The sequence below is a fragment of the Solicola agrisoli genome, assembly GCF_049059935.1.
Classification (GTDB): domain Bacteria; phylum Actinomycetota; class Actinomycetes; order Propionibacteriales; family Nocardioidaceae; genus JAURVT01.
The window spans coordinates 21,752-34,432 of record NZ_JBMGQR010000011.1 but is presented as its reverse complement, the minus strand read 5'-3'; the positions used below and the strand labels follow the sequence as shown (position 1 = coordinate 34,432).

12 protein-coding genes are annotated in these 12,681 nt (G+C 73.7%); 10 read left to right on the top strand and 2 right to left on the bottom strand.

Going from position 1 to position 12,681, the window contains the following annotated elements; genetic code table 11:
- Positions 1–65: 65 nt before the first annotated feature.
- The 6 genes from ACI6PP_RS06220 (at position 66) to ACI6PP_RS06195 (ending at position 5,867) form a co-directional block, all read left to right on the top strand.
- Positions 66–1,046, top strand: coding sequence for a type IV toxin-antitoxin system AbiEi family antitoxin domain-containing protein (locus tag ACI6PP_RS06220; RefSeq protein WP_421110017.1), 981 nt, complete (start codon positions 66–68; stop codon positions 1,044–1,046).
- A 209-nt stretch (positions 1,047–1,255) separates the two neighbouring features.
- Complete coding sequence (locus ACI6PP_RS06215) at positions 1,256–2,539, top strand: glutamate-cysteine ligase family protein (protein WP_421110016.1); 1,284 nt, start codon at positions 1,256–1,258, stop codon at positions 2,537–2,539.
- Positions 2,536–3,804 carry an ergothioneine biosynthesis protein EgtB gene (gene egtB / locus ACI6PP_RS06210; protein WP_421110015.1) on the top strand — a complete coding sequence of 423 codons (1,269 nt, stop codon included), beginning with the start codon at positions 2,536–2,538 and terminating at the stop codon, positions 3,802–3,804. The genes ACI6PP_RS06215 and egtB overlap by 4 nt, the downstream gene beginning before the upstream one ends.
- A gap of 1 nt (position 3,805) precedes the next feature.
- Positions 3,806–4,498 carry an ergothioneine biosynthesis protein EgtC gene (gene egtC, locus ACI6PP_RS06205; RefSeq protein WP_421110014.1) on the top strand — a complete coding sequence of 231 codons (693 nt, stop codon included), beginning with the start codon at positions 3,806–3,808 and terminating at the stop codon, positions 4,496–4,498.
- Positions 4,495–5,469: an L-histidine N(alpha)-methyltransferase gene (gene egtD / locus ACI6PP_RS06200; RefSeq protein WP_421110013.1), complete on the top strand. Its 975-nt coding sequence runs from the start codon at positions 4,495–4,497 to the stop codon at positions 5,467–5,469. The genes egtC and egtD overlap by 4 nt, the downstream gene beginning before the upstream one ends.
- Positions 5,466–5,867: a DUF3151 domain-containing protein gene (locus ACI6PP_RS06195; protein WP_421110012.1), complete on the top strand. Its 402-nt coding sequence runs from the start codon at positions 5,466–5,468 to the stop codon at positions 5,865–5,867. The genes egtD and ACI6PP_RS06195 overlap by 4 nt, the downstream gene beginning before the upstream one ends.
- A 93-nt stretch (positions 5,868–5,960) precedes the next feature.
- On the opposite strand, the gene ACI6PP_RS06190 is transcribed toward ACI6PP_RS06195, so the two are convergent.
- Entirely contained in the window at positions 5,961–6,866 is a 906-nt protein-coding gene (locus ACI6PP_RS06190; protein WP_421110011.1) for a diacylglycerol/lipid kinase family protein, read from the bottom strand.
- A 130-nt stretch (positions 6,867–6,996) separates the two neighbouring features.
- Here ACI6PP_RS06190 and ACI6PP_RS06185 point away from each other — a divergent pair, with 130 nt between their 5' ends.
- The gene (locus tag ACI6PP_RS06185; RefSeq protein WP_421110010.1) at positions 6,997–8,280 is read left to right on the top strand and encodes an adenylosuccinate synthase; all 1,284 of its coding nucleotides are present in this window, start codon (positions 6,997–6,999) and stop codon (positions 8,278–8,280) included.
- 7 nt (positions 8,281–8,287) lie between these two features.
- Positions 8,288–9,535: a phosphoribosylamine--glycine ligase gene (purD, locus tag ACI6PP_RS06180; RefSeq protein WP_421110009.1), complete on the top strand. Its 1,248-nt coding sequence runs from the start codon at positions 8,288–8,290 to the stop codon at positions 9,533–9,535.
- Positions 9,536–9,592: 57 nt separating this feature from the next.
- On the opposite strand, the gene ACI6PP_RS06175 is transcribed toward purD, so the two are convergent.
- Positions 9,593–10,528 (bottom strand): DMT family transporter, encoded by a 936-nt coding sequence (locus ACI6PP_RS06175; protein ID WP_421110008.1) that lies wholly within the window; start codon positions 10,526–10,528, stop codon positions 9,593–9,595.
- A 71-nt stretch (positions 10,529–10,599) separates the two neighbouring features.
- Here ACI6PP_RS06175 and ACI6PP_RS06170 point away from each other — a divergent pair, with 71 nt between their 5' ends.
- Both ACI6PP_RS06170 and purB read left to right on the top strand, forming a co-directional pair.
- On the top strand, positions 10,600–11,142 hold the full coding sequence (locus ACI6PP_RS06170; RefSeq protein WP_421110007.1) for a CGNR zinc finger domain-containing protein: 543 nt from the start codon (positions 10,600–10,602) through the stop codon (positions 11,140–11,142).
- Between the two features lie 99 nt (positions 11,143–11,241).
- The gene (gene purB / locus ACI6PP_RS06165) at positions 11,242–12,666 is read left to right on the top strand and encodes an adenylosuccinate lyase (RefSeq protein WP_421110006.1); all 1,425 of its coding nucleotides are present in this window, start codon (positions 11,242–11,244) and stop codon (positions 12,664–12,666) included.
- Positions 12,667–12,681: the final 15 nt, after the last annotated feature.

The following is a 12,681-nucleotide window of genomic DNA, read 5'->3' as shown; positions in this document are numbered from 1 at the left end:
TGGTTCGTCCACTGATCGGATCAGCGCCCTGGCGCGCATCGACGACGCGGCCCGAACCTCGTCCCATGGACGACGAACTCGCGACGATCTCGACCACCCGCGGTGGCTTCATCACCACCGGTGATCTGCTGGGGCTGGGTCTCACCAGCTACGGGATCACCAAGCTCGTCGACCGTGACGTGCTGCATCGGTTCCGGCAGGGCGCCTACGCGCTGCCCACCGTCTGGGCGTCGCTGAGCTCCGTCCAGCGGTTCCGCGTGAGGGGACGCGCCGTGCTCGCACGGCACGGCGGCCGAGTCGCTCTGTGCGGAGTCTCCGCCCTCGTGGAGCGAGGTGTCGAGGTGTGGGGTGTCGACCTCTCGATCGTCGACGTGCAGAGGCTCGACTCCGGTAGCGGACGGCGTGAGGCCGGGGTGAGGCACCACGTCGGTGTGATCGATCCCGGCGGCCTCGAGGTGGTCAACGGTGTCCTGCTGGTCGATTCCGAGACCAGCTTGTGGCAGGCGATGTGCGCGGTCCGTGTCGAGCCCGGGCTCGTCATGGTGGACTCAGCGCTCCACCTCGGCGTGGCCGAGGAGGAACGCCTTCACGTTGTCGCCGAGATGGCAGCTCACCATCGAGGTGCGCGCACTGCCGGCATCACTCTCCGGCTCGCCGATCCACTGGCTGAGAGCGCTGGGGAGACCCGGAGCCGCTACCTCTGCTACGAGTTCCTGCTCCCGGCACCGCGGTGCCAGCTCGTCCTCGAGCGGCCGGACGGGTTGTTCGTCGGCCGGTCCGACCTGGGGTGGGAGGCCCACCGACACCTGGCCGAGTTCGACGGCCGGATCAAGTACGGGCGGCTGCTCCGAGAGGGTCAGACGCCTTCGGACGTGGTCGTGGCCGAGAAAGCACGAGAGGACGCGATGCGAAGCCTCGGTTGGGGGATGACGCGGCTGGTCTGGGCCGACCTCGCGCCTGACCGCCGGAGGCTGACTGCCCAGGGTCTTGCCGCCGACCTGGAGCGGTCGGCCCGGCTGTACGGCACCCGCCGTCTGGCCTCCTGACGAACCATGGCACTCGGTCGCGAACCACGGCGAACGTGCCATGGTTCGCGACCGTTTACCAGGAGACCGTGGTATTCGACCCGGCCCGGGACGTGCATCTGTCGGAGGGGTGGCGCATAGTGGACATCGAAGGCCGAGTGCGCGATACCCGGCCCCGATGACCCGCGGATCTGCTCGCAGATCCGGTCCGGACCGCGAGGGGTGACACGGTGACGACGACGCACCACACCAGCACAGCCAGCCAGCCGACGCTCTCCACCGCCGACGGTGCCCGCGTCCTCGACGCCGCGTCCGCGCGCACGCTCGTGGCGGACGCCGCGCTCGTCGACCGCGCCCCCGGGCCGGTCGGGATCGAGGTGGAGGGCCACGTCCACCCGCTCGGACGTCCCGACGTCCATCCCGACTTCGGCGTGATCGCGGCCCTTGTCGACGAGCTCGCCGACCTGCCCCACGGCGGACGGACGACCGTCGAGCCCGGCGGCCAGGTGGAGGTGTCGTCGGGGGTCCACCGCGACGCTGCGACGGCCATCGCCGCCACGCGCGCCGAGGTCGCGCTCGTGCGCGCGCGCCTGCGCGAGGAGGGTCTGGCCTGGGTGTTCCTCGGCGCCGACCCCGTGCGTCCGTCGCGCCGGCTCAACCCCGCGCCGCGCTACGCGTGCATGGAGGGCTGGTTCGACGCCCAGGCCACCGGCGCCGCCGACGGCCGCACGATGATGTGCTCGACGGCCGCGCTCCAGGTCAACGTCGAGGCCGGCCGTCCGCACGAGTGGGCGAGCCGCGTCCGTCGCGCGTCCCGGCTCGGCCCCCTGCTCACCGCGCTGACGGGCACCTCGGCCCACCTCGCGGGCGTCGACACCGGCGTCGCGTCGGCCCGCCAGCGCGCGTGGTCGGGCATGCCGCCGCTGGTCTCGGGCCCGCTCGCCGACACCGACGACCCCGTCGCCACCTGGACCGAGCGCGCCCTCGCCGCGCCCGTCATGCACCTGCCCGACGATGCCGGCGCCCTGCGGTGCGCCGACGACACCCGCAGCTTCGCGCAGTGGGTGGATCGCCCCGGCGGCTGGCCGGCGCCCACCGTCGCCGACCTGCGTCGCCACCTGACGACGGTGTTCCCGCCGCTGCGGCTGCGCGGGTTCCTCGAGCTGCGCTGCCTCGACGCGCTGCCCGAGCCCTGGTGGCCCGCGGTCGTCGCGGCCGTCGTCGCGTGGCTCGACGACGAGCGCGTGCACCCGGTCGTCGACGTCGCGATCGCGCCCGTCGCCGCCCACTGGACGCAGGCCACCACCCGCGGCCTGGCCGACCCCGACCTCGCCGCGGCCGCCGTCACCTGCCTCGACGCGGCCCTCGCCGTCGTCGACCTGCCCGATCCCGACCTCGCCGCCCTCACCGAGCTGCGCCGCCTCGCCGCGCGCGGCACCTCGGTGGGCGCGCTGATCGCCGACGACCTGCGCACCCGCGGCGCCGGTCCCGTCCTGGAGGAGCTCTCCCGATGACCCTGCCCGACGCCGACCAGGTGGCGCGCGACCTCGAGTCCGCCCGCGCCCGCACGTCCTGGCTCACCGACCTCGACGAGTCCGAGCTGCGCGCCCAGCACAGCCCGATCATGAGCCCGCTCGTGTGGGACCTCGCGCACGTCGCCCAGCAGGAGGAGCTGTGGCTGCTGCGCGAGGGCGTGGCCGACCGCCCCGGCCTGCTCCCGCCGCACGTCGAGTCGCTGTACGACGCGTTCCAGCACGCGCGCGCCGACCGCCCGTCGCTGCCGCTGATGCCGCCGGTCGAGGCCCGCCGGTACGGACGCGAGGTGCGTGGACGCGTGCTCGACCTGCTCGAGCGCGCCGACGACGTGTTCCCGTTCGCGATGGTCGCCCAGCACGAGGAGCAGCACGACGAGACGATGCTCGCCACGCTGCACCTGCGCACCGGGGCCGCGCTGCTCACGCCCCGCGCGCCGCTTCCCGCCGGACGCCGGGTGCCGCACGACGCCGTCACGGTGCCCGGCGGCGAGGTCGTCATCGGAGTCGACGCCGCCGCCGAGCCCGGCTCGCTCGACAACGAGCGGCCCGCCCACGTGGTCGACGTGCCCGGCTTCCGCATCGGGCGCGTGCCCGTCACCAACGCCGAGTGGGCCGGCTTCGTCGCCGACGGCGGCTACGACCAGCCGCGCTGGTGGACCACGCGCGGCTGGCAGCACCGCATCGAGGCCGGGCTGGAGCGGCCCATGTCGTGGCACGCCGACGGCACCCGCACCCGCTTCGGGATCGTCGAGGACCTGCCTGCCGACGAGCCCGTCCAGCACGTCACCCACTTCGAGGCCGAGGCCTACGCCGCCTGGGCCGGTGCGCGCCTGCCCACCGAGCTGGAGTGGGAGAAGGCCTGCGTCTGGGACCCCGCCCTCGGGCGACGACGCCGCTGGCCGTGGGGCGAGGAGCGTCCGTCCGAGAGCACCGCCAACCTCGGCGGTGGCGCGCTGCGTCCCGCCGAGGTCGGCGCCTACCCCGGCGGCGCGTCGGCGTACGGCGTCGAGCAGATGATCGGCGACGTCTGGGAGTGGACGAGCTCGGACCTCACGCCCTGGCCCGGCTTCACCCCGATGCTCTACGCCGACTACACCGCGCCGTTCTTCGGCGGCGACTACAAGATCCTCCGCGGCGGCTCGTGGGCCGCGGCGACGGCCACCGTCCGTCCGTCGTTCCGCAACTGGGACCACCCGTACCGTCGTCAGATCTTCACCGGCCTCCGGCTCGCCTGGGACCTCTGAGGTGTGCCGCCACCTCGCGTGGTTCGGTGCGCCGCGCACGGTCGCGTCGCTCGTCCTCGAGCCGTCGCACGGTCTGCTCGCGCAGTCGTACGCGCCGCGCCACCAGGCGCACGGCACCGTCAACGCCGACGGGTGGGGCGTCGGGTTCCACCCGGGCGAGCCCGGTGAGCCCGCGCGGTGGCGGTCGGACAAGCCGCTGTGGGGCGACGTGTCGTTCGCCGCGATGGCCCCGCACCTGAGCTCGGGACGCGTGGTCGCCGCCGTCCGCTCGGCCAGCGTCGGCATGCCCGCCGACGCCACCGCCGCCGCGCCCTTCCTGCACGACGGCTGGCTGGTGTCGCACAACGGCCGGGTCGACCGCGACGCCGTCGGCCCGTCCATCGAAGCCGAGTCGGCGTGCGACGCCGCCCTGCTCGCCGCCCGGGTGGTGCGCGACGGCGTCGACGACGTCGGCCGCACGCTCGCGACGATCGCGGCCGACGACCCCGACGCGCGGATGAACCTGCTGCTGCTGTCGCGCGACCGGCTGCTCGCCACCACCTGGGGCGACACGCTCAGCTGGCAGCAGCGGCCCGACGGCGTCCTCGTCGCCAGCGAGCCCGACGACACCCCCGGCTGGACGTCCGTCCCCGACCGGCACCTGCTCACCGTCACCGCCGACGGCGTGTGCGCGACCCCCCTGGAGACCCCGTGACCGACCGCCGCACCCAGATGATCGCCGACGTCCGCGCCGGGCTCGGGTCGCGTCCGTACACGCTGCCGCCCAAGTACTTCTACGACGGCCGCGGCAGCGACCTGTTCGACCAGATCACCCGGCTGCCCGAGTACTACCCGACGCGCGCCGAGCGGGCCATCCTCGACGAGCAGGCGCCGTCGATCGCCAAGCTCACCGAGGCCACGACGCTGGTCGAGCTCGGCAGCGGCACATCCGACAAGACCCGGCTGCTCCTCGACGCGCTGCGAGCCCACGGCACCCTCGAGACGTTCGTGCCGCTCGACGTCGACCCCGTCGTGCTCGAGCAGGCGCGCACGGCGCTCGTCGCCGAGTACCCGGGGCTGGCCGTCGAGCCGCAGGTGGCCGACTTCGACGAGTCCATCCCGACGCCAGCCGGCGGCTCACGGCTGGTGGCGTTCCTCGGCTCCACGATCGGCAACTACGAGCCCGGTCCGCGCGCGGCGTTCCTGAGCCGCATCGCCGCGGCGCTGCAGCCCGGCGACCACCTGCTGCTCGGCACCGACCTGGTCAAGGACGCCGACCGCCTCGTCGCGGCGTACGACGACGCTGCCGGGGTCACCGCGGCGTTCAACCGCAACGTCCTGCGGGTGCTCGCGGCCGAGCTGGACGCCGACGTCGACCCCGACTCGTTCGAGCACGTCGCGCTCTGGGACGCCGACGAGGAGCGCATCGAGATGCGGCTGCGGTCGTCCGTCGCGCAGGCGGTGCGGGTGCCGGGCGCCGACCTCGAGGTGCCGTTCGAGGCCGGCGAGGACGTCCGCACCGAGGTGTCGTCGAAGTTCCGGCGCGACGGCGTGGAGCGCGAGCTCGCGGCGGCCGGCCTCGACCTCGTCCACTGGTGGACCGACGAGCCCGGCGACTTCGCGCTGTCGCTCGCCACCCCCGCGGGCGGCGGCGCCGACCGTGCGCACGGCAGGATGGACGCATGACCAACCTCCTGGGAGAGCCGCCCGAGACCCGCCTGCCCGACGACCCCGCCGAGTCCGAGTCGTCCGACGCCGACCCGCGCACCGTCGCGGCGTCGCACCCGTCGTCCAGCCACGCCTGGGCCGTCCTCGCCGAGAAGGCGCTGGCCGCCGGCGACCAGGACATCGAGGCGTACGCGTTCGCGCGCACCGGCTACCACCGCGGACTGGACGCCCTGCGTCGCAACGGCTGGAAGGGCTTCGGGCCCGTCCCGTGGTCGCACGAGCCCAACCGCGGGTTCCTCCGCGCGCTCGCCGCGCTGTCGATCGCGAGCACCCGCATCGGCGACGAGGAGGAGGCCCACCGCACGCGCGAGTTCCTCCTCGAGTCGTCGCGCGAGGCGCACGACGAGCTGCTCTGACGCAGACGAACCACGGTGGACGGTCGCGAACCATGGCGAGTCCGCCGTGGTTCGCGACCGTTCACCAGGAGAACCTGGTGAACGACCGCCCCGTCACAGGGACGGCGGGGGAGGCAGGAGCATCCGCAGGGCGGCGGGCTCGACGTGCCAGGTGCGCTCGGTGACGGGGTCGCCGATCTCGCCGTCGGCGTTGCAGCGGAACTCCTCGCCGCGCACGTGCACCTCGGCGCCGCGGGCGTGGGAGACGTCGTCGCGCTTGTCCTGGACGCCGAAGCGAAGCGAGATCGCGTAGGACAGGCGCCGCATCAGGGGGTCGGCGAACGACACCTCGACGTCGATCTTGCCGTCCGACGGGTCGGCGTGGGGCACGAGCGCGGTACCGCCACCGACGTAGCGTCCGTTGCCGAGCGCCACCTGCAGCGTGCGGCCGCGGCCGCGGACGGGCTCGCCGTCGACGCGCACCGCGACGTCCTTGCCGGGCTTGGTGAAGCCGGAGATGAAGGCGCCCACCACGTAGCCGAGCGGGCCGAGCCGCGCCTTCCAGGGCTTGGCCGCGACGCCAGCCTCGGCGCCGAGACCGAGGTGCACGGCGTTGACGACGACGCCGCCCGCGTCGTCGACGATCAGGTCGACGTCGCGCTCCTCGGCGGCGAGCAGCTGCTGGGCCGCGGCCTCGGGGTCGGGGACGACGCCGACGGTGCGCGCGAAGTCGTTGCCGGTGCCGAGCGGCACCAGGCCGAGGACGACGTCGCGGGTCTCGTCGCGGTCGTGTAGCACCTGGACGACGGCGTGCAGGCTGCCGTCGCCGCCGACCACGACGACGGTGCCGGGCCCGCCGTCGGCGGCGCGCTTGGCCAGCACGTCGCCGAGGTCCTCCAGCGACTCGGTGGCGACCACCTGGATGGAGTGCTCGCCGCGCAGCACGCCGACGGCGGCCTCGACGGCGTCGTCCGCCGCTGTGCCGGCCTTGGCGTTGCTGATCAGGAGGATGTCGTCCACCCACGTCACCCTACGCACGTCTCCGTTGGCGTCCCGGCGGCCGTGCACCGTTAGACTCCCTGCGTCAGAGCCCCGGCCCACCCGTCAACCGCCGTCCGGGGCTTCTCGTCCGTCCTGAGGGGGACCACCCATGCCCGCAGTCGTCATCGTCGGCGCGCAGTGGGGTGACGAGGGCAAGGGCAAGGCCACCGACGTCCTCGGCAGCCGGGTCGACTACGTCGTCAAGTTCAACGGCGGCAACAACGCCGGCCACACCGTGGTCGTCGGCGACCAGAAGTACGCCCTGCACCTGCTGCCCAGCGGCATCCTGACGCCCGGCTGCACGCCCGTGATCGGCAACGGCGTCGTCGTCGACCTGTCGGTGCTGTTCGAGGAGCTCGACGCGCTCTCGGCACGCGGCGTCGACGTCAGTCGGCTGCGCATCAGCGCCAACGCCCACGTCATCGCCGACTACAACCGCAGCCTCGACAAGGTCACCGAGCGCTTCCTCGGCTCGCGCCGCATCGGCACCACCGGCCGCGGCATCGGACCGACCTACGCCGACAAGATGAATCGCGTCGGCATCCGCGTCCAGGACCTGTTCGACACCAAGATCCTGCGCCAGAAGGTCGAGGGGGCCCTCGAGCAGAAGAACCAGGTGCTCACCAAGATCTACAACCGGCGCGCGGTCGACGTCGACGAGATCGTCGACGACCTCACCTCGTTCACCGAGCGGCTCGCGCCGATGGTGGCCGACACCGGGCTGCTGCTCAACCAGGCGCTCGACCGCGGCGAGACCGTGCTGCTGGAGGCCGGCCAGGCCACGCTGCTCGACGTCGACCACGGCACCTACCCGTTCGTCACGTCGTCGTCGGCCACCGCCGGCGGCGCCTGCACCGGCTCGGGCGTGCCGCCCATGCGCATCGACCGCGTCATCGGCATCGTCAAGGCCTACACGACGCGCGTCGGCGAGGGCCCGTTCCCCACCGAGCTGAACGACGACGCCGGCGAGCACCTGCGCAAGGTCGGCGCCGAGTACGGCACCACGACCGGACGCCCGCGCCGCTGCGGCTGGTACGACGCGGTGATCGCCCGGTACGCCTCGCGCGTCAACGGCGTCACCGACCTCGTGCTCACCAAGCTCGACGTGCTCACCGGCCTCGAGCAGGTGCCCGTCTGCGTCGCGTACGACGTCGACGGCGTGCGCCACGACGAGATGCCGGTCAACCAGAGCGACTTCCACCACGCGGTGCCGATCTACGAGTACCTCCCCGGCTGGTGGGAGGACATCAGCGAGGCCCGCACCTTCGAGGACCTCCCCGCCAACGCCCGCGCCTACGTCGAGGCCGTCGAGGCGATGTCCGGCGCCCGCATCTCCGCCGTCGGCGTCGGCCCCGATCGCGCGGCGACCATCGTGCGTCACGACCTCCTCTAGGACCTGCATGAAGACCCTCGTCATCGGCACCGGCGGACGTGAGCACGCCCTCGCGCTCGCCCTCTCGCGCGACCCGGTCGTCACCGAGGTGCACGCCGCGCCGGGCAACCCGGGCATCGCGGCGGTCGCCACGCTGCACGACGTCGACCCGATGGACGGCGCGGCCGTCGCCGACCTCGCGGTGTCGCTCGGCGTCGACCTCGTCGTCGTGGGCCCCGAGGCGCCGCTCGTCGCGGGGGTGGCCGACGCCGTGCGCGACCGCGGCGTCGCGTGCTTCGGTCCGTCGCGGGAGGCCGCCGAGCTCGAGGGCTCCAAGGCGTTCGCCAAGCAGGTGATGGCTGCCGCCGAGGTGCCCACCGCGATGGCGCACGTGTGCGAGACCGCAGACGAGGTCGCCTCCGCCCTCGACGCGTTCGGCCCGCCGTACGTCGTCAAGGACGACGGCCTGGCCGCGGGCAAGGGCGTCGTCGTCACGTCCGACCGCGACGAGGCGGTGGCCCACGCCGCCGCGTGCGGACGCGTCGTCGTCGAGGAGTACCTGGACGGGCCCGAGGTGTCGCTGTTCGCGGTCACCGACGGCACCACCGTCCTGCCGCTGCAGCCGGCGCAGGACTTCAAGCGCGCGCTCGACGCCGACGAGGGCCCCAACACCGGCGGCATGGGTGCGTACACGCCGCTGCCGTGGGCGCCCGACGACCTCGTCGCCGACGCCACCCGTCGCGTCCTGCAGCCCACCGTCGACGAGATGGCGCGGCGCGGCACGCCGTTCCAGGGCCTGCTCTACGCGGGCCTCGCGCTGACGTCGCGCGGCACCCGCGTCATCGAGTTCAACGCCCGCTTCGGCGATCCCGAGACGCAGGTGCTGATGGCGCTCGTCGACAGCTCGGTCGCGACGCTGCTGCACGGTGCCGCCACCGGTTCGCTCGACCAGGTGGGCCTGCCGCGCTGGCACAGGGGCGCGGCGGTCACCGTCGTCGTCGCGGCGAAGGACTACCCGGCGTCGCCCCGCAAGGGCGACGGGATCACCGGCGTCGAGGCGGCCGACGCGCTCGAGGGCGTCGACGTCATCCACGCCGGCACGAGCCTCGACGACGGCCGGCTGGTCTCGTCCGGTGGTCGGGTGCTGTCGGTGACGGCGCGGGGCGACGACCTCGCCCAGGCCCGCGAGCGTGCCTACGCCGGCGTCGCGCTGATCGGCCTCGACGGCTCGCACCACCGCACCGACATCGCCGCGCAGGCCGCCGCCGGTTCCTGAGGAGCTGTCGGTGCCTCACAGGGCCATGGCCCCCTGAGGCACCGACAACTCGGGGGATCAGGCGGGGGCGGGCACCGGATCGGCCGCGGCGGCGCGACGCGTCCGGGTGCCGAGCGTCGTCAGCATGACGCCGGCCAGGACGAGCAGCACGCCCAGGAGCTGCGACGGCGACGGCGTCTCGTCGAACAGCAGCCGCGCGATCACGACCGACAGCACGGGCTGGACGAGCAGCAGCGCGCTGGTGACGGCGGCGGGCAGGTGCGGCATGCCCATCGAGATGAGCATCCACCCCACCACCTGCGACGACAGCGCGATGACGAGCGTCCAGCCGAACCCCTGCGCGCCGTTGACGTCGAACCCGGGCAGCGCCACGGCCATCACGAGCGCCGCGGCGGTGGCGCCGAGCGTCGCCTCGTAGAGCGGGCGGACGAGCGCCGCGCGGGCCGCCCCGGTGGGCACGGCGGTGCGCGTGGCGAGGCGCATGAGCAGGATGTAGCCGGCGTACATCAGCGACGTCGCGAGGCCGAAGACCACGCCCGCGACGGGGTCGGACCCGTAGGCGCCGTCGCCCACCACGCCGCTGACGAGCACGACGCCGCCGAGCATCACCGGCAGCGCGAGGACGAGCGTCCGGGCGGGCTTCTCGGCGAGCAGCCACCAGCCGAGCACGCCGACGAAGAGCACCTGCAGGTTCGCGAGCACCGTGGCCAGGCCCGCGCCGACCGCCTCGATCGCGTGCACCCAGAGCACGAGGTCAACGGCGAGGAACGCGCCGCCGAGCCGCATCAGCCAGCGCTGACGGGTGCCGGGGAGCGAGCGCGGACGGCGCTCCTCCAGGCGGACCATCAGCCAGAGCACCGGGAGGGCCAGCCCGACGCGCATCAGCGCGGACGCCGTCGGGGTGGCCTCGGCGAGGCGCACGAGCGGGCCGGAGAAGGCGATGAACGACGCCCCGCCGAGGGCGGCGAGGGCGTAGGAACGCTCGGAGGCCACGAGCCTCTCCTGTCAGGAGTGTGAGGACGGTACGGTGATGACACTAGGAGCGAGACGTGTCAGGAGTCAATGTGGATTTCACCCATGACACCCAGGAGATGCTGCAGATGACGGCGTCGCTGGTGAACACCGCGCAGGACGGCGGCGAGACGTTGCGCACCGTCGCCGACCTCGACGCGTTCCTGGCCGCCCACCCGATCTCGGGGACGCGGGCGCGCTCGGCCGACGAGGTGGCGGGCGTCCGCGAGATGCGCGCTGCGATCGCCGGCGCGTGGGACGTCGCGCACCGCGACGACCTGGTGGCGCTCGTCAACGACCTGTTCGCGCGCACCGACGCGCGTCCGTACCTGTTCCGCCACGACGAGTGGGACTGGCACCTGCACGTCGCGGCCGGCGACCAGCCGCTGGCCGACCGGATCGGCGCCGAGGCGGCGATGGGCCTGGCCGACCTGGTGCGCGCCGACGACCTCGACCGGCTGCGCCGCTGCGAGGCCGAGGGGTGCGGGGGAGTCCTGGTCGACCTCTCGCGCAACCGCTCGCGCCGCTTCTGCAGCACCACCTGCGCCAACCGCACCCACGTCGCCGCCTTCCGCTCGCGCCGCGCGTCCGGCTGACCGTGGACCTGTCGGTGCGTGGTGATGTCGGGGCATCACCAGGCACCGACAGGTCGGCAGGTTTGGAGGGGCGGGCGCGGCTGCGGGACACTGGGGCACGTGACGACGACCCCCAACGTGCTCGCCTCCCGCTACGCCTCGGCCGACCTCGCGGCCGTGTGGTCGCCCGAGCACAAGATCGTGCTCGAGCGGCAGCTGTGGATCGCCGTCCTGCGCGCCCAGCGCGACCTCGGCGTCGAGACCCCCGACGGCGTGATCGAGGCCTACGAGGCCGTCGTCGACCAGGTCGACCTCGCCTCGATCGCCGCCCGCGAGCGCGTCACCAAGCACGACGTCAAGGCGCGCATCGAGGAGTTCAGCGCGCTGGCCGGTCACGAGCACGTCCACAAGGGCATGACGTCGCGCGACCTCACCGAGAACGTCGAGCAGCTGCAGGTGGTCGCGTCGCTGCGAATCGTCCGCGACCGCGCCGTCGCCGCGCTGGCCCGCGTGACGCGTCTCGCCGCCGAGCACGAGTCGCTCGTCATGGCCGGCCGCAGCCACAACGTCGCCGCGCAGGCCACCACCCTCGGCAAGCGCTTCGCCACCGTCGCCGACGAGCTGCTGCTCGGCATCGGACGACTCGAGGACCTCCTCGCGCGCTACCCGCTGCGCGGCATCAAGGGCCCCATGGGCACCGCTCAGGACATGCTCGACCTCCTCGACGGCGACGAGTCCCGCCTCGCCGAGCTAGAGAGCCGCGTCGCCGCGCACCTCGGGTTCGACGGCGTGCTCGCCAGCGTCGGCCAGGTCTACCCGCGCTCGCTCGACTACGACACCGTCACCGCGCTCGCCCAGCTGACGGCGGGCCCGTCCAACCTCGCCACCACCGTCCGCCTGATGGCCGGCCACGAGCTGGTCACCGAGGGGTTCAAGCCCGGGCAGGTCGGCTCCAGCGCGATGCCGCACAAGATGAACACCCGCTCGTGCGAGCGCGTCAACGGCCTCGCGGTGATCGTCCGCGGCTACGTCTCGATGGTCGGCGAGCTGGCCGGCGACCAGTGGAACGAGGGCGACGTGTCGTGCTCGGTGGTGCGACGCGTCGCGCTGCCCGACGCGTTCTACGCCGCCGACGGCCTGTTCGAGACGTTCCTGACGGTGCTCGACGACTTCGGGGCGTTCCCGGCCGTCGTCCAGCGCGAGCTCGACCGGTACCTGCCGTTCCTGGCCACCACCAAGGTGCTGATGGCCGCGGTGCGCGCCGGCGTCGGACGCGAGGTGGCGCACGAGGCGATCAAGGAGCACGCGGTGCACGTCGCGCTCGAGATGCGCGAGAAGGGCGCCGCCGACAACGACCTGCTGGCCCGTCTCGCCGCCGACGACCGCCTCGGCCTGACGTCCGCCGACCTCGCCGCCCTCGTGGCCGAGCCGCTGACGTTCACCGGGGCCGCGGTCTCGCAGGTGCAGCAGGTGGTCGACCGCGCCGCACCCGTCCTCGCCGCGCACCCCCGGGCCGCCGCGTACTCGCCTGGCGACATCCTCTGACGCTGTGAACATCGA

Coding starts and splice junctions, on each gene's coding strand:
- ACI6PP_RS06220 (WP_421110017.1), top strand. CDS start 66: ATGGACGACGAACTCGCGACGATCTCGACCACCCGCGGTGGCTTCATC.
- ACI6PP_RS06195 (WP_421110012.1), top strand. CDS start 5,466: ATGACCAACCTCCTGGGAGAGCCGCCCGAGACCCGCCTGCCCGACGAC.
- ACI6PP_RS06185 (WP_421110010.1), top strand. CDS start 6,997: ATGCCCGCAGTCGTCATCGTCGGCGCGCAGTGGGGTGACGAGGGCAAG.
- egtB (WP_421110015.1), top strand. CDS start 2,536: ATGACCCTGCCCGACGCCGACCAGGTGGCGCGCGACCTCGAGTCCGCC.
- purD (WP_421110009.1), top strand. CDS start 8,288: ATGAAGACCCTCGTCATCGGCACCGGCGGACGTGAGCACGCCCTCGCG.